General features: G+C 53.1%; 13 protein-coding genes, 2 pseudogenes and 1 other annotated feature. Of the genes and pseudogenes, 3 read left to right on the forward strand and 12 right to left on the reverse strand.

The features are described 5' to 3' along the window. Window positions 1–29: 29 nt before the first annotated feature. The 5 genes from ABF86_RS11395 to ABF86_RS11415 form a co-directional block, all read right to left on the reverse strand. Window positions 30–1,445, reverse strand: a complete 1,416-nt coding sequence (locus tag ABF86_RS11395) for an MFS transporter (RefSeq protein WP_107818433.1) — start codon at window positions 1,443–1,445, stop codon at window positions 30–32. Between the two features lie 250 nt (window positions 1,446–1,695). Next, a complete protein-coding gene (gene asnB, locus ABF86_RS11400) occupies window positions 1,696–3,516 on the reverse strand; it encodes an asparagine synthase (glutamine-hydrolyzing) (RefSeq protein ID WP_011634778.1) in 1,821 nt (606 codons plus the stop codon). A 1-nt stretch (window position 3,517) separates the two neighbouring features. Then, window positions 3,518–5,461 (reverse strand): pyridoxal-phosphate dependent enzyme, encoded by a 1,944-nt coding sequence (locus tag ABF86_RS11405; protein WP_074456291.1) that lies wholly within the window; start codon window positions 5,459–5,461, stop codon window positions 3,518–3,520. 85 nt (window positions 5,462–5,546) lie between these two features. Next, a complete protein-coding gene (locus ABF86_RS11410) occupies window positions 5,547–6,224 on the reverse strand; it encodes a class I SAM-dependent methyltransferase (protein WP_074456290.1) in 678 nt (225 codons plus the stop codon). A gap of 171 nt (window positions 6,225–6,395) precedes the next feature. Further along, window positions 6,396–8,696 (reverse strand): TonB-dependent siderophore receptor, encoded by a 2,301-nt coding sequence (locus ABF86_RS11415; RefSeq protein ID WP_074456289.1) that lies wholly within the window; start codon window positions 8,694–8,696, stop codon window positions 6,396–6,398. A 376-nt stretch (window positions 8,697–9,072) separates the two neighbouring features. On the opposite strand from ABF86_RS11415, the gene ABF86_RS11420 reads away from it, so the two are divergent. Then, window positions 9,073–9,264: a hypothetical protein gene (locus tag ABF86_RS11420; protein WP_143000387.1), complete on the forward strand. Its 192-nt coding sequence runs from the start codon at window positions 9,073–9,075 to the stop codon at window positions 9,262–9,264. 7 nt (window positions 9,265–9,271) lie between these two features. Here the strand turns inward: ABF86_RS11420 and ABF86_RS11425 are convergent, their stop codons facing one another. The 4 genes from ABF86_RS11425 to ABF86_RS11440 are packed head-to-tail and all read right to left on the reverse strand — an operon-like array spanning window position 9,272 to window position 11,517. Continuing rightward, complete coding sequence (locus tag ABF86_RS11425) at window positions 9,272–9,694, reverse strand: Outer membrane protein-like (RefSeq protein ID WP_011634773.1); 423 nt, start codon at window positions 9,692–9,694, stop codon at window positions 9,272–9,274. A gap of 26 nt (window positions 9,695–9,720) precedes the next feature. After that, window positions 9,721–9,858: a hypothetical protein gene (locus ABF86_RS11430; RefSeq protein ID WP_160803617.1), complete on the reverse strand. Its 138-nt coding sequence runs from the start codon at window positions 9,856–9,858 to the stop codon at window positions 9,721–9,723. Next, on the reverse strand, window positions 9,852–10,214 hold the full coding sequence (locus ABF86_RS11435) for a hypothetical protein (RefSeq protein ID WP_143000386.1): 363 nt from the start codon (window positions 10,212–10,214) through the stop codon (window positions 9,852–9,854). Before ABF86_RS11435 ends, ABF86_RS11430 begins: the two co-directional genes overlap by 7 nt. Window positions 10,215–10,272: 58 nt before the next feature. Beyond that, entirely contained in the window at window positions 10,273–11,517 is a 1,245-nt protein-coding gene (locus ABF86_RS11440; protein ID WP_011634770.1) for a PepSY-associated TM helix domain-containing protein, read from the reverse strand. A 231-nt stretch (window positions 11,518–11,748) separates the two neighbouring features. Here ABF86_RS11440 and ABF86_RS12625 point away from each other — a divergent pair, with 231 nt between their 5' ends. Next, window positions 11,749–11,901, forward strand: a complete 153-nt coding sequence (locus ABF86_RS12625) for a hypothetical protein (RefSeq protein WP_204987603.1) — start codon at window positions 11,749–11,751, stop codon at window positions 11,899–11,901. Window positions 11,902–12,756: 855 nt separating this feature from the next. On the opposite strand, the gene ABF86_RS11450 is transcribed toward ABF86_RS12625, so the two are convergent. The 3 genes and pseudogenes from ABF86_RS11450 to ABF86_RS11460 form a co-directional block, all read right to left on the reverse strand. Then, window positions 12,757–13,029 carry a hypothetical protein gene (locus tag ABF86_RS11450; protein WP_074456287.1) on the reverse strand — a complete coding sequence of 91 codons (273 nt, stop codon included), beginning with the start codon at window positions 13,027–13,029 and terminating at the stop codon, window positions 12,757–12,759. 442 nt (window positions 13,030–13,471) lie between these two features. After that, a complete protein-coding gene (locus ABF86_RS11455) occupies window positions 13,472–15,856 on the reverse strand; it encodes a heavy metal translocating P-type ATPase (protein ID WP_160803618.1) in 2,385 nt (794 codons plus the stop codon). A 30-nt stretch (window positions 15,857–15,886) separates the two neighbouring features. Then, a pseudogene (locus tag ABF86_RS11460) lies at window positions 15,887–16,620 on the reverse strand (IS5 family transposase). A 66-nt stretch (window positions 16,621–16,686) separates the two neighbouring features. Here ABF86_RS11460 and ABF86_RS11465 point away from each other — a divergent pair. After that, window positions 16,687–17,127: pseudogene (locus ABF86_RS11465) on the forward strand (transposase); the annotation flags it as partial. Further along, window positions 16,965–17,081, forward strand: a sequence feature (AL1L pseudoknot). It overlaps the preceding pseudogene by 117 nt.

Raw genomic sequence — 17,127 nt, forward strand, 5'->3', positions numbered from 1 at the left:
GTGATTGTGCTAAGCTCGTCTGCCGCGACTCAAGATGTGCGGCAGGAAATCAGCGCCGCCGCCAGTACGATCAGCATCGACGTTGCGGAAATGAATTGCATGCTGGCGGTAAATGCGTGCCGTGAGGCAGTAAGCAACTCGATCCTTGCAGGTTCCAGTAATTTGTCAGCGATGGCGACCGCCGCGCTCAGGGAACCATTTGCATATGTGAGAGCATCTTCGGGCACGCCCGATAATGATTCAGGAGAAAACTCCATGCGGTAGATCAGGCTAGCGAGGCTGCCCAACAGGGCGATGCCCAGCGCACCACTGAGTTCGGAGCCTGTCTCGGACAATGCTGCCGCAGCCCCCGCCCGCTCCGAAGGGGCTTGAGCGATGATTAGCTCGACGCTGAAGGTGAACAGCGGTGTCAGCCCCAGCGCCAGCATCACTGTCCCGGTAATAATTACTTCCTTGTCAGACGAACCACCTACTTGCGTCAACAGGGCAAATCCCAATGCCGACAACAACAGGCCACAGGTGGTGATGCGGCAGGGATGCCAATAGCGTGCGATGCGCGGTGCCGTGGCGGAGCCAATCATGAAGGCACCCCCCCAGGGCGCAAGCCAGCAGGCGGCCTTGAATGGCGAAAGATCGAGCACTAGTTGCAGATACTGGGTCAGAAGGATTGAGAGTCCGAACAACACAAAGAAGCCGAATGCGTAGCTGAGCATGGCCGCGGAAAAGCCTGGCCTGCTGAACAGCTGCAGATCCACCATGGGATAGGCCAGTCGCGTCTGACGATGCAGAAATACTCCGGCCAGCGCCACACCAACGAGCAGCGATAAAACAGGCCACCAACTCAGCCCTTGTCCTGCCCCCTCTTTTATACCGTACACAACAGCCAATACGGCGCCTAGCGATAACAGTACGCTACACAGGTCGACACGGCCCGGGGCCGGATCGCGATATTCAGGCAGCAGCCAGGGACCCAGTGCCAACAACAGCAACATTGCAGGTACGGAGATGAGAAATATCGAGCTCCAATGAAAATGCGTAATCAGTATCCCGCCCAGCAAGGGGCCGACTACTGCTCCGGCCGAGAAGCTAGCCATCCAGATGCCGATAGCTGTCGTCCGTTCGTTCTTGTTGTGAAACATATTGCGAATCAGTGAGAGCGTGGACGGCGCCAACGTTGCGCCGGCCACTCCGAGCAAGGCGCGAAGAAGAATCAAGGTGCCGGCACTTTTGACCAGTGCAGCGAGGACCGAGACAATGCCAAAAGCCGCTGCACCAATCAATAACAGTCGCCGTCGCCCGATGCGGTCGCCGATAGTACCCATGGTGATCAGGAAGCCGGCAACCATGAAGCCATAGATATCCACCATCCATAACATCTGTGCGTTAGTGGCGTTCAGCGCTGCATTGATGGTCGGTAGTGCCAAGGTCATGATCGTCAGATCCATGGAGTACAGCAGACATGGCAGGGCGATTACTGCTAAGCCGATCCATTCGCGCCGCGTGGCCTTGGCCGCTATGCTGATCACGGAATAGCCAGCCTAGGCAGCCGTCTCTGGTAAAGTTGGATCGCCAGAGGTTCAGCCTCGACCTGCCGTCGGTGTCGTAATCCGCATAGGGATAACGTAGACATCACTGACATCAGATCGAGCTGGTCTTTCTGGGTGCCTCCATTTATGCTGAATTGAGCGGTATTTATCACTGGTATGCCGTCGGATCTTTGGGACTTAGGTAAGACGAGTGGCGGCGTGCGATGACATCCATACCGTGCAAGCGGTAGAAGATGTCATAGCCGCGGCTCCCTCGCTCGCGCCAAGCCCGTCGGAGATAGGCCATGTCAAACAGACCAAGCTTATCAAGGCCGCTATCCGGCTCCAGCGAACTCTCCATACGCGCCTCAAACTCGGGCGATGCATATACCATCTGCGGCACTGGAAAGCCAATCTTCTTTCGGCTCGAGATTGCGCTAGGGAGCCAGGGTGCCATCGCCTGCTTGAAGATCCATTTTTCTGAATCCTCATAGTGCTTGAGCCTCGGTAGAAAGGAAAACGCGCTTTGAATGACCTGCTGGTCGGCTAGTGGGATTCTGACTTCAATACTGTGCGCCATGCTGGCCATGTCTATCTGACGATATTCAGAGACTACGCACTCGCCGTGATAATCGAGCAGGCAAGTGAGCTGTTGGCTGTCCTGCGTATCATGCGCGTACAGATCGAGATAGGGCTGCACGGCGGAAATGAAGGCGGCGCGAGCATCGACCTCAAGCATCAGTTGCCCGAGGTCGATATCCCCCACCGCATTGAAATAATCGAAATAGGCACCCGCTACCAGCCTCGAGGGGGTGATTTTCAGCCTGTGTCCATGACTGTAACCATCGAATACCTCGTCCGGCCCGCTGCCACAAAACGCTACGCGATAACCGTCGGCGGCGATTTGCTCGAGCAGCAGGAACAGACAGACCGCCTCGGGTGCACCATTCGGTTCGCAGCACAGCGACCACCAACGGTCCATGGCCTCGCAATAGATCTGGCTCGTCACCTCAATTTCCCGGTGCTCCGTGCCGAAGGCTTCGGCCACCAGCCGAGAGTAGCTGAACTCGTTATGCATGATGGCACCTGCCCTCAACCCAGATTCGGGAAAACCGATAGCATAGGTGTGCAGTTCCAAGCCCTGGCTCCTAGCTCGGGCTACCACGCTGGACGAATCAATGCCGCCGCTTAATAAATAGGCATACGGAACCTCCAGGTCGAAACAGCGTGTGCAGCCTGCAGCCACTGCGTCCCGAATACGTTCGGTGATTGCGGTGACATCCTGTTGCAATTCATCACCGATGACGATCTTGTGATAGCGCCGATGACGCGGGCGTTCACCCTGTTCGACGACCAGGCAACATCCAGCCTCAAGCTTCTTGATCTCGCGGATATGAGTATGGGGGCCAAATACGAACATGATGCCCGCGGCCTGGGCCAAACCTTCGCGGTCCCAGCTGAAGTTGAGATGAGGGATACGCAAAATGGTCTCAATATCCGAGGCAAAATACAGTTCGTCCCCGTCCCCAAGCGTGTAGTACAGTGGCTTTTGTCCCGTTGGATCCACAGCCAGCAGCGTTCGTCTGGCCGACCGATCGTGCAGACAGAAGGCAAACATGCCCTCGAGCATGCTTAGCATGTCCAGGCCATGACGTTGGTAGATGGCAAGCAGGCTCTCGGTATCCGATTTGGTACGGAAGTGATAGTCCGGACACAAGCGCCGCAGATCGAGATGATTGTAGATTTCACCGTTGAAGGTCAGGGTCAGCATGCCGTCGGCACTCTGCATTGGCATGTCTGCCTCAGAATTGTGTATATCGGCCACGCGCAGACGAGTATTGCCCAGTACGACCCGTTCATCCGCGACCACCGTACCTCGGCTGTCCGGCCCGCGCCGTTGCATGGCATCGGTTCGCACCATGTCCTCGACTACCCTAATGCGCAAGGCCGCCGGAGTCTCGCGCCCAACGAACCCAGCGATTCCGCTCATCTCAAGCCCCCAGTGTCGCAGAGGTTGCAACGGTGGCGTGCTCTGCCTCGGGTGTCTCATAATCCTCGAACAGCGCGGGACGCATCTGCTCGATCCAACTCAGATACAGTTCCACCCGATCACAGACGATGATTACAGCGCTCTTGCGCTCTGTCTGTTTGGCATCAATGGCTCGCAGGTAGCGCAGTGCAGCTAGATAGGTGGCGCCACTGGAAGGGCCTGCCATCACTCCATAGTCACGGATTAGGGCGAGCATGCCATCAAGTGCCTCGCTCGCCGTGATGCCAACTAACTGGTCATACTTTTGTTCCTCAAAGGGGCCGACGTAGAACATCTCATCCATGTGACGGATGCCGGGTATGGCGCTGTCCTTAGTCGAAACGATACCGGACACTTTCAATTTCTCATTCGCTTCCCGAAGGCGCCGGCCGATACCGATACTGGAACCCGCAGTGCCGACTGGTGCAAAAAAGTAGTCGACCGGCCCGAGATCCTCCAGGATCTCCCGAGCCGTGGTGGCGTAATGGGTGCAGTCATTGTTGGGATTACGGTATTGATCGGTATAGAGATAACGATCGCGCTGTTCGTATGCGCGCGCATCGACGTACAGCAAAGCTGCCATGGCATCGGTGGGGTCGACGTCTCCCGCCATCGGTGAAACCTTGGCGCCCTGTACTACCAGCATGCGGCGCATCTCCTGAATACGGATACGGTTGGTAATGGTCTCAAGGGCGCTGCCATAGATAGATGCCACTGCCTGAAGTGCACGCGCTGCATTGCCGCTCGATAGCTCCAACAGCTGCTTGTTACTGGACTGCAGAGTGCCCAAGTGCGGGCGTAGCATTGCCCATGCCGTCCGATCCTTGATCGAGCCGAACGGGTTGAGGTGCTCGAGCTTGGCGTACAAGTCGATATTTGTCAGGCCAGTCTTGGCTGGATTCAATTTCAAGATCGGCGTATTACCGATCAGATCGGTGATCGAATCGACCACCAGTCGTTTCCTGCTAGTGGCCATCTTGGCTGGCTCGTCATCGGCACGACGGATGGTCTCTGTCGATTCGGTAGCTTCCGATTGACTCAGCAGGCTGAATATCAGCGAGATCAGGGAGAGACCTGGTCGTTTCTCTGTCTGATGTCGGAACCTGAAACCATGCTCGCAGACCCGATTGGGATCAATCATGTCATTGATAATAAAACCCAGGCTATTACGGGGCGCGCTGCGGAAGATGAAGTGCTGGATATTGGTGAACTTCCGCAGATGGCGTAACAAAGGTTGCTTGTCGGCGATCCAGTTCGACACAAATACCAAGTCGCAATCGCTGAAATCGTACTTACTGCCATCGACACAAATCACACGGACCAAATGGTCCAACCCCACCTTGGCAATCAACTCCGTGGCGAAGGCGGTGGATCTGGTGTGAGGATCCAACACCACCACCTGATAGCCGAGTCGCTGTGCCAACAGCATGGCCGGGAGCGGCAGCGCGCCACCGCCTATGTAGCCGATGCGACAGCATTGAGTAGCAGCGGGCGGATAAGTAGATTCAATACAGGAGCGTAGCTGGCCTTCCCGTTCAAGCCAGGTCAGCTCGTCCTCCATCAGGCCCTGATAGATCTGTCCATGGTAGGCGCGATAGATCTTGCCGAAGGTCAGGTTAGATTCCCCTAATAAATTTTCTGCAATCCGGCATTCTTCGAGAACACCAGCGTCGCAGGAGATAGGAAAGACGTCGCGGGCCAGCGCAAGAACGTCCGCGTCAGCGGCGATCACGCTCGCGTCGCTAACCGACACGTCGGAGCTAGCGATGGAGTACAACTTGTAGCGGGCTTGATGAAACTGCTCATTCTCCGGGCCACAAGCACCGAATGCGAGTATGCGTTCTCCAGCTTCCAGGATATGCCGTTTTAGATCGACGGTGCTGTCAGATAGATGAAGGTTTTTCATAGTCGGTAACTCGCTAATCCTGTTTAAGATGATGGGAGTGAAAATTGCACAAGAAGGTGGTCACTAAAGATCTGCGCAGTCCCTTTCATCGTACCTTCTCACAGCGGAATGCATAGTTGTGGACATACTCCGCGTCGACATGGTTAATAACCTTCTGGTACCATGCGCTCGGTTTGGAGAGCGAGGTATAGCCCTTGGGCACGATGCGCTTGATGCTGGTCTTGAAGCCGACCCCGATGAAGGCATCGGCGATATCATCCAGCGTGTGCTCTTTGACCTTGATGGCGGCGAAGCGATTGATCGCCGTTCGCAGTTCGGTACCGGCGTCGTCGTTCATGTAGTCCGGGTGTGTGGCGAAATAGATACCACCAGGCTTCAGTGCCCGGTATATCTGTTGAGCATGGTCTCTCAGATCTTCTATCAGATAGATCACCGCCGTGCTGATGGCAATATCGAACCGGTTCTCAAAATCGGCCATAGTGTCGGTGGCAATGTATTCGATCGGGCGATCACCACATCGCGAACGGGCAACTTCGATCGAACTACGGGCCAGATCGACGCCAACGGCCTGGCGGAATTTGTGCTCGTCGTACAGCTTGCGCAGGAATCCACCCTGGTTGCAACCAAAATCCAGCAGGATTTTGTCCGTAAGGCTGACGTCAAAGGTCTGCGAGGCAACTCGCTCCCAGAACTCGCCATGCTCGTTCTCCATCGACTGGTCACCAGCATCGGGTTCGGTCCACCACTGTTCAATCATTTTCATGGGTTATGCCTCCTTTGGCAGTTTTTGTGTACTTACCTGCTCTACTGAAATCCGAATCAAGGGATCGATTTTGATTGAATCCACCATGCTATTCGCACCCCGAGATGAATGTGGAAGCAGAGCGATGCCGGTTTCATTCAGATCGTAATCGAGTAAACACCAGTATCCGACTCATAAGCGGTAAGACAGCGTTAGTAAAAATGTGCGCGGTGGATTGGGGATTAGGGTGTAGTTGTAGACACCACTCGCGCCGCCGTAGTAGTACTTGGTGTCGAACAGATTGTTGACGTTAAATTGGGCACGCCAGTTACCAGTGTCGTAGTAGGCGGTGGTATCCATGCGTACGTAGGCCCCCAGTCTGTGGGAATTCGGCAGAGTTGCCTGGCGCGATGAGGCAGCATAGATGCCACCGCCCACACCAAGGCCTTGCAGAACACCACCGGGTTCGTAGGTCGTCCACAGATTGCCGCTGTGCCGAGGGACATCGGGCAGCTTATCGCCGACCGGGAAGAAGCCATCTGCTTTCACTTCGGCGTGGGTATAGGCATAGCTGGCAATTACCTTCCAGCGCCGTGTCAACTCACCACTGACATCAAGTTCGAAGCCGTGGCTGGATTGACGTCCTGCAAGGATGTTTCGTAGAGGGTCGTTCGGATCGCTGGTAAGAATGTGACGACGGGTTAGCTTGTAGGCTGCTAGCGTAGCGTTCAGTCGCCGGTCAAAAAAGTTAAATTTGGCACCAATTTCTTTCTGGGTACCAACTTCGGCGTCAAACACGCTGGCATCGATGCTGCGTGTAATATTTGGCGAGTGCGACCGACCCACACGGGTGAACAACGCAGCTGTCGGATTTAACTCCCACACCGCACCGACCTGCCAAGACAGCGCCATCTGGTTCGCGCTATTCGTATAACCGCTGCTCCTGGCTTCGTTATGGAAACGATCCAGTCGAAGACCGGCTAACAGCTTCACCGCAGATGTCAGTGTCAATAGGTCCTGTGCATAAATTCCAATATCGTCTCCCCGACCCTCGTTATAACCTTCACCCAGAATGATGGGTTCGTGATGAGCAGGGCGCATACCAGGATCAAACAGGTCGAGGACAAAACCCGTTTGGTCGGTATTGTTAAACCGGTTTACGACCTTTCTGTATTCCGTGCCGAACAGCAAATTGTGTTCAAAGTTCCAGGTATAGACCTGTCCGCGCAACTCAGCTTGCACAGCGTGTCCGCGAGACCACTCATGGCCATTCATGTAATGGGTGAAGTGTAGCTTATTGTCGCCAGTGTACAGGTAGTTGTCAGGAAAGGACTGGGTCGAATCCTGAGTGGCTCTATGGTACTGTGTGGCGATCCGAAGGCCCCAGGTCTGGCTCAGCTGGTGATGGAGAATAGCAGTACCCACGTAAGTCTCGTTGAGTCCGCTATCGCCTGGAAGGTCAGGGTAGTCTCCTTTGCGCAGCCCGAAGTAACGGGTACGGGAGAGGTGACGGAAGTTCGGCAGATTAGGCAGGCCGAAGTCGAATAGATCCTGGTCGAAGCGATTGTATTCCGCTAATAACGTGACACTGGTTTTTTCCCCTTGCCAGGATATTGCCGGGGCTAGGGAATATGATTCGAATCCACCACCATCACGAAAGGTACCGTTGTTCTCGTACGCACCGTTCAATCTCACGGAAAAACCCTTACCCAGGACACGGTTGATGTCAAAGGTCGGTCGCCATTGCTGGTAATTCCCCCACAGCAGATTGATTGCACCATAATTGTAGTAGAGCGGTCGTTTTGAAACCGTGTTAACTTGGCCACCTAGCGAACCAACGCCGCCGTAGAGCGTACCGGACGGCCCTTTCATCACTTCGATCCGTTCGATGTTCTGCACATCGCGGGTAACCAGGTTGCCGTTGTATTGGAATCCATCGCGACTGCTGCTGTGGGTCGTGAAGCCACGTATATTGAAGAACATTCCGTGATTCCCACCGTAGCTGGCTTCGGTCTGCACACCGCTGACGTTTTCTAGCAGTTGGCCGGGCTGGGTCACTGCGCGGTCGCGCAACACTTCATGCGGTACCACCTGGATTGAGGCGGGGATGTCGCTCAGAGGCAGATCCGTCCTGGTGAGGCTGTTAGCGCGGTTAGTAGTGTAGCCACTCGATTCGGGATAAGCAGGGGCGCCAGTGACTGTCATCGCCGGCAACTGCGTGACATACCCAGTGGGTACTGCCACTTCTACATCACGAGCTACCTGCCCAGCATCCTTTCCCTCGGAACCATCTGCAGTCTCCTGTCCTTGCATTATGGAATCGGATCTCATCTTTATGCCCTGCGCCAGATGCGCCCGCCCTTGTTCTAAAGCAGACGTTTCCCTCACATCCTGCTCCTCTTTCACTACGCGGTTTTCTTCAGCCCCAAACAGCGGATTGCTTAGAGCCGTTCCTAAGAGAACCCACAGTAGGGTGATAGAGGATTCTTCCATTCTTTTTTCTCCTGATCATTTTGATCATTTTGATTCCGGCTGGGTACTCACCTCGGTCGAGTCGGTCTGGATTTTAAGATCCGCTTTCGTCGTGATGTTGGCGATAAAATTGAGCACAATGTCGTGACTGACATTCATAATGGATATCGGCGATGTACAGCTAGCTGTATACTTAATGCGGGGAAGTTATACAGAATAAAAACAGGATTTGGAATGTGACATAACGTCGCACTCGATTCGATCCGAGCCCACAAGCTGATTTTGCCAGTTTGTCCGGTGTATCAGCCAGAACAGCTTGCAGGATTGAACAAAATCACTATCACCAGACGATACGGTCATGCTGGGTTTCGTATGATCATATACGCGGGTGTTCACAATGAGGCGTTTGCTGAGGATGGTTGTCGATCGTTCAAAAGCCGCCTTCCAGCGTCAGATAAAGAGTGATGCAGTTGTTGAGCAGTTGGCGTTGAACTGCCAGATTGGCGCTTTGTGCATTGAATGTACTGCGGTAACTGTCCAGCAATGTCAGGATCTGAATAAATCCCTGCCGATAGGCATACAGCGCTAGTTGTCAGCTATAGTTTCCGTCTGCTGCACAGCGGCGCGCAATTGGGTTTCCTGCGTACGCAGTCATTCTTCTGCTGCCAACGCCTGTTCAACTTCACGAACGCATTGAGCACAGTTTCCTTATAACGGTGCAGGGTTTCGGTTGCCCGTGCCTGAGCCAATGCGATGCCGCCGCGAACATGTCCACCGGTGAATAGCGGCTGGAACGCGCCGGCAAACAAATTCCAGACGAGCGAGTTCGGGTCAATCAGATTGGTCAGTGCCTGGTCGCGTGTGCCTCCAGCAGCAGTGAACATGATGGGAGGTAACGCGCTGTCCAGACAGGCATCGGTCGCGCGCAGTCGTGCAAATGAAGCCAGTAGATCAGGGCGCGGGGTCAGTAGTTCGGAAGGCAGTCCGGCCGGTAGTTGTGGCGGGAGTACGGGAAGCATCTGCTAGACAGTTGAAGCGGATAAGGTTACCACCGCCGTGTCGATGGCAGGAATCGCGCCTTCCGGATAACACCCAGCAGAATCTCCGGCTGACGGATAATAAGCTGCACCTGATTTTGAACCTGTGCCAGTTGTGAGCATGCCTGCGTCAGATCGGTCAGCACCAACCGTACATCCAGTACGCATGCAGCTCCCGTTCAAACCAGTCTCGCACCAGGCTGGCAATGGTGCCGCAATCGCTGACAGATTGCTCGGCCACCCGAATCTGCAGTCTGGCTTCCAGCAAGATGAAGTAATGCTGCGCCATCGCTGCTTCAACCCGTGCCGCAGCCGCTTTCAGGTCAAAATTATCCGTCAGTGCCTGATCGATGAGCTTGTGTAAACCGGTCATCAAAGGATCACGCCCAGCCCGATTACATGGCTTGATCGGATTCGTCCGCTGCAACCTGGGCGAACCATTGATCCGAAATGGACAAATCAATGTCGCTGAGCTCACGCGGCGGCGGTGTGGTGCAGCCATGAATGAACAACAGCAGACACAACACGATAACCGGCCACAATTACTTATGTTGGTGAATTCAATAAGACGATTCCTGTTGACGACTGCTCACACTGAAACGAGCCTGCCGCTTTTTCATCCAGATAATAATGCCGGTCACCGATAGCAGGACAATGACCAGACCGAGCACACAGACAAAAATCCGATAAGGCAGCCCAAATACATTGGCCATGTGCAGGGCTTTGAGCCAGGTGGTCACGGTGTTGCCGCTGTATTGGCCGCTTGGCAGCAGTGCCAGTTTGAGCTCACCTGAATTGGCATCGAAATATATACTCGTCCTTCCCTGCTTATCCTGTATCTCTTTGGAGCTGCGCACGGTGTAGACATACACCCCATTCATACGATTCAATGCCAGGGCAACCACCCGTTCAACCGCGAAATCATGTTGATCTGCCTGTTCAGCCATCAGTTTCTCTGCGATGGATTGTGCTTCCCGCCAGTTGATCTTGGGCGCAGCCAGCGGAATCTCCCGCTTTTCCAGTTCAGTCCAGGGAGCTTTGAATTCAAGCACTGCACGCGTCGTCCAGGTATAAACCGTATCCCACATATTCATGTAAACGCTGGACCAGGCGAAAGTCAGCAAAATCAGCCATAGCCACAGGCCGCTGGCACGATGCAGATCGAAATTGAGTTTGTAAGGGCTTGATCGCCAGCGGATTTTCCAGGCAGGCTGCCAGCGTTGCCACCAGGAAGAGTGAACAGAAGCCATTGACGTGGATTGGCGGCGGCGCTGCGGCAGGGTCAGATAAAACCCGACAAAACAGTCCAGCGTCCAGATCAGGGCACAAATGCCCAGCACCCACATGCCAAATGAACCCAACGCAAGGGCGTAATGTAGCTGGTAAATGAATGACATGAAATTGGTCATTCCTTCCGAAATTGCGCCGAATTGGCGCCGCACCAGTTCTTCACCGGTATAAGGATCAAGAATGATCTGATCGAATCCTAGTTCACCTGGCTGACCAGTTTTGTCCAGGCGTGTGCTCACGCCAGCCAGTGTGGCGCCCTGATTGCCTTCCAGTGCAATAACATCAACCTGGCCATGAGAAGCAATGCGCTGCTCGGTTAGTTCAGCCAGTGTGGCGACATCCAACTTGTGCGCCAGCGTTTGTTTGGGATAAAACTGGGGATTGATCAGCTGTTCCAGCTCAGGGTAAAACGCCAGCAGACTGCCGGTAATACCCACGATGATCAGAAAAGAGGCCATGACCAACCCCGCCCAGCGGTGCAGCCAAACCCAAAAAGAGCGTTTTAATGTCATCATGTATGATTAATTATTTAACTAACTTTAATTACAATGGTGCCCAAACACAGCACCAGTGTTTGTTATATACCGATTATCCTTTCAAATCCGTTAATTTAGAATGCGACAAATTGTCGCATTAGTGACTAATATTGACCTGTCTGGGCCTTTCGATTCAGGGTACCTTCAGACAACAGCTTCTTCGATAGCGAGAAGCAAACGAAGAAGACGTGATAGGGGTCGCCTAAGAAAATGGAAATAAAGCACGCTAAGGCCGGCATGCTACCTGCAGCACCCGCGCTGCTGTATCGGCGGACATGGCACCGATCCGAACGAGCAGAGCACGCGGCAGTAATAGTACGTTTCCACTTCAAGCAATTAGCTTTGATCTGGTTAGGTGTGTAACCAGGAGGGAAGGTATCATATTGCGGTAAAGAATCCGTAATCTCGTACCACGGTGCTTCTGAGTGAACAAACAGGTGGCAAGTAGGCCTGTTACCCGGATCATGATCAAGTATTCCAAGTGCAAGGCCTGGTTCTTATCGCTGTGAGGAATATTTGGTGAAGATATTCGAACCACAGACTGAGCAGAAGCCCCTGTGTTCACCTGGAAATGATTCGTAGAAGCGCAATCAGTTCCTCGCCTCGTACCCATCGAAGATTCGCTGTTTTTACTCGTCCTCGTGCTCTGAAGGCTGCTCCATGAGCTTTACGGCACATGGAACAGTGACAAAACAGCATGTCGTGAACAGGACCATCGATTTCAAGGATGATGCTTTGACATAGACAACTTGCACGAAGAATCACCGCGCCTCCTCGGATACTTAATAAGTTGCATATTGCGCGACGTCCTGAAACCGTTTAGCTGTCAGTCGCAGTTATTCCTGGTTTAGAAAGATTAAATGTAGGCTCGTTTGCAGTTATCTCTGGGTTGCGGGGGTGAATAGATGCGGCTATTGCTGGCTGAAAATTGCGCTGAATGCTGGTTTGACCCTGTTTCAAATGCAGGCTGTTACAGCTAGTTATGGCACATCGAGAAGGGATTTAACTTGTCCGACAGATGCGTTGGACAAATGACCACAAGTTCTTCAAAAAAGTTCGGAATTGTTAGTGACTGTAACTTATTGATTATACCGATAAATTTTAAAAATAGCCGTTATAAAAGCCCCGGAAACGCTCATCAATGGAGTAGTGATTCCTGTGTGGTTCCCATCATGCCATGCGAGCCAGGCATGATGTCCGGCACCGGACACAATTATGTTAAACAAGCCTAACAGCAGTAGACAATATACCGTTTACATTACCGATCGACTGCACGTAGCGTAATTTGATGTTATCTGGAACGGGGAATGCAAAGGTCTGGTCAGACGCCAGCCCGTTAAGAAATGTCAGTGCTGCAGCAGAGAAGAACAGAGGATTATGCTCGTAGCCTCCTGGCATCAGTTGTAAAGGGATCGCAGGTGAATTAAAAGAGGCCGGCGTTGCCCTGACTGCAAGATCGTACAGCAGATTATTGGTGAGATTAAGCAGCACGATTTGATCAGTACCGACCAGATCGGATGGTCGGGTAAATTTTCGACACGCAGCAGCGTGGCCAATGCACCATCTGGTGCCTGACTGTGCAAAGTATCAACATGACATCAGCAAGCACTGGACCGGTAACAATCTCAAACGTATCTGGCTCGGTAAGGTCAATTATTGGAGCGGTAATCCTCGTTCATAGGTGCGCCAGGAGTAAAATCGGCCAAACTATCGGGAACATAATTATAGGGATTATGAATCCATGGACCGTCAGATTTTAATGGAGCAAAAGCTCTGCTGAAAAAATCTGAATTTCAGCATAAAATCATTGCAGAGAAAATGAAGAGTGATCTTAAACATGCTCGAATTAGAGAGACAAGAAAGGCAGGCGCGTAAAGGTTACGGCGTACTTTTAAACTGTCACCAAGCCCCGTTTGGCTTTTTATGGCAGCTTCTAATCTGAATTACGGAGACGAAGCGCGTTAAAGACTACTGAAGCAGAGCTCAAACTCATCGCCAATGCGGCAAACATGGGGGAGAGTAAAAGGCCGACAAACGGGTACAGTACTCCAGCTGCCAACGGCACGCCCAGAGCGTTGTAGATAAACGCGAAGCCTAGGTTCTGCTTCATATTGGCAACTGTTTGCTCGGATAGGTGACGTGCAATCGAGATGCCGCGCAAATCTCCTTTGACCAGTGTTACCTGCGCACTGTTCATGGCTACATCCGTCCCGGTGCCCATCGCAATGCCCACGTTGGCTTTTGCTAGTGCCGGAGCATCGTTAATGCCATCGCCAGCCATAGCAACAACCCGACCTTCAGACTGAAGTTTTGTCACCAGGTCAAGCTTGTCAGCTGGTTTGACCTCGCCGTGCACCTCATCAATCCCTAATTGCTGCGCAACGGTTTTGGCCGTAGCCACGCCGTCTCCTGTTGCCATGATGATACGAATTCCGGCATCTTTGAGGTCTTGCACAGCCTCCGGTGTGCTCTGTTTAATCGGATCTGAGACGGCCAGTAAGCCTGCCAGTTGACCGTCTGTTGCCAAATACATGACGCTTGCCCCCTTTTCGCGCAAGGATTGGGCCGTACCGGCCATTGCTGTGACATCAACGTTTTCTTGCTGCATCAGCGCAGTATTGCCCAATACAAGGTGCTTTCCTTCGATTTGACCTCGAACGCCAATGCCGCTACTTGATTCAAAATCATTAGCAGTACTGAGTGCAAGATCCTTCTCGCGAGCAGCATTCACAATGGCATGTGCAAGCGGATGCTCGCTGCCTTGGTCCAAGCTCGCAGCGAGTCGCAACACTTCATCGGCTGTCATATGCCTGGCGGGTACAGCCTGCTCGAAAGTCGGCCGACCTTCTGTTAACGTGCCGGTTTTGTCGACAATCAAGGTATCGACCTTGCGGAAGTTCTCAATGGCAGCTGCGTCGCGAAACAGCACGCCTTGTGTCGCGCCCCGTCCGGTTGCTACCATAACGGACATTGGCGTGGCGAGTCCCAGTGCGCATGGACAAGCGATAATCAGCACGGAGACAGCATTGATCAAGCCATACACCCAGCTTGGCTGAGGGCCGAACAAACCCCAAATAATCAGCGTGGCCACGGCAATAACCACTACAGCCACCACAAAATAGCCGGCAACGAGATCAGCCATGCGTTGCATTGGCGCACGTGAACGTTGTGCCTGCGCAACGAGCTGCACAATTTGCGACAGCACAGTGGCAGAACCCACCTTCTCTGCGCGAATGACCAGAGCGCCAGAGGTGTTCATTGTCGCGCCAATCACCTTGTCACCGGCGCGTTTGCTCACGGGAAGTGATTCGCCCGTCAGCATGGACTCATCCAGAGAACTGCTGCCCTCTTCGACTATACCATCGACCGGTACTTTTTCGCCGGGACGCACCCGTAAACGGTCGCCCTCATGAACGTGGGTTAATGGCACATCTTCCTCTGTGCCGTCCGGGTTAATGCGCCGCGCCGTCTTCGGCGCCAAACCGAGTAGCGATTTGATTGCTGCTGACGTTTGTGATCGAGCCTGTAGCTCAAGGATCTGACCCAGAAGCGTCAACGAAATAATCACTACCGCTGCTTCAAAATAAACGGCGATTCGCCCCATGGACATGAAGGTTTCAGGGAAAATTCCTGGCGCTAGCGTTGCCACAGTACTATAGACAAATGCAGCCGTCGTACCGAGACCAATCAGCGTCCACATATTGGGGCTGCGGTTGACAACCGATTGCCAGCCCCGTACAAAGAACGGCTGCCCTGCCCACAATACCACCGGGAGCGATAACACCAGCTCTACCCATGTTTGCGTAACCATGTTGAACCACCCTAACTGGTGACCGAACATCGCAAGCACCGCGACGATGATAGTAAAGGGCAGCGTCCACCAGAATCTGTGCGTAAAGTCTTTCAGCTCGGGGTTGTCGTCTTCAAGGCTTGGCATCAAGGGTTCGAGCGCCATGCCACACTTCGGACAGCTCCCCGGATGATCCTGTTGTATTTCCGGATGCATGGGGCAGGTATATATCGCTCCTGCCGCTGGAAGCTCTACTGCAGTATGAATTTCGAGTGGGCCTAAATAGGTTTTGGGAGTGGCCTTGAATTTTTCCATGCACTGGGTGCTACAAAAGAAGTAATCCTTGCCCTTATACTCCACGGTTTTTTGTGGATTGGTTTGTGACACCTCCATTCCACACACAGGGTCCGTAAATGGTTTTTCTGAGTTATCTTCGTGTGCTGTAGTGTCTGTGAATACGGCATGGGAGCAGTGATCATCATGTTGATGGTCATGATGCTCGTGTTGAGGGGGGGTATCGGTACGCATATGCGACTCCTTATTTAGGGTCTGTTCCCATCACATGGGTAACCACAGAAAGGCACAGGCCATAGCCACGAGGCTTTCGTAGTTTTTTGAGTTTACCAAAGCGCGAGGCCACTGCCCAGAACTGTTTCAACCGTGCGAAAATATTTTCTACCACGTGTCGGTATCGGTATAATCCTCGGTCCAGATCTGCATTACCTGTTTTGGAGTTCCACTTCTCTGGAATAACTGCCTTGGTGCCTTGTTGTTCGATTGGATCACGTATGGCCTGATTGTCATAGTCTTTGTCTGCAACAATGGATTGAGCTGCGCCCAGCCTGAATAGCAAAGCCGATGCGTGTGTACAATTATTGATCTGACTATCGGTAATATCGAATGCGATGGGGGGAGTCCGTGGGTATCTACCGCCATGTGCACTTTACACCGCCCCGGCTTTTCTCGATTGCCTTATCCTTGTCGCTCGCGCTGTGCTGGTGAGCCTTGATATCGCTACCATCGATGAAAACCCACTCCGTGTCTGGCTCAACCACCAGAGTCTGAAATACCTTGAGCCATTTTCCACTGGCAGATCAGGCGGTGAATCGTTTATAAACCTTGTTCCAGCTCCCGAATGCCTTGGGTAAATCTCTCCAGGAACAACCAGTGCGCATGCGGTACAGCATGCCTTCGACAGTCGTACGCAAATCTTGCTTGTTGTAGAGGTTATTGTGAAGCAAAATGGTCAGTGGCTTCGACCAGAGCTCAGCATTGAGCAGTAATCGGGGCATTGCAAGTTCGTATTGTTGAACCGCCCCGGGTTTTGAGGAGGCTCCACTATCTGAGAAGATGGAGCCATGAACAAATCAAATAAATATTCCCCCGAAGTAAGAGCGCGCGCAGTCCGTCTGGTGCAGGAACACCGCAGTGAGTATCCCTCGCTGTGGTCGACGATTGAATCCATTGCGCCGAAGATCGGCTGTTCAGCCCACACATTGCTTGAATGGGTGCGCAAACACGAGACTGATACCGGCTTGCGAGACGGTGTGACCAGTGAAGAGCGCGACCGCATCAAAGCCCTGGAACGCGAAGTAAAGGAATTGCGCAAGGCGAATGAGATTCTGAAGCTGGCCAGTGCTTTTTTCGCTCAGGCGGAGCTCGACCGCAAACTCAAATCCTGAGATCGTTCATCGACCAGTACCGCGACGCCCATGGGGTCGAGCCGATCTGCAAGGTTTTGCAGGTCGCCCCATCAGGGTATCGGCGATATTCCGCGCAACAGCGTAATCCGGCTTTGC

The organism is Nitrosomonas sp. GH22 (assembly GCF_009833115.1).
GTDB lineage: Bacteria > Pseudomonadota > Gammaproteobacteria > Burkholderiales > Nitrosomonadaceae > Nitrosomonas > Nitrosomonas eutropha.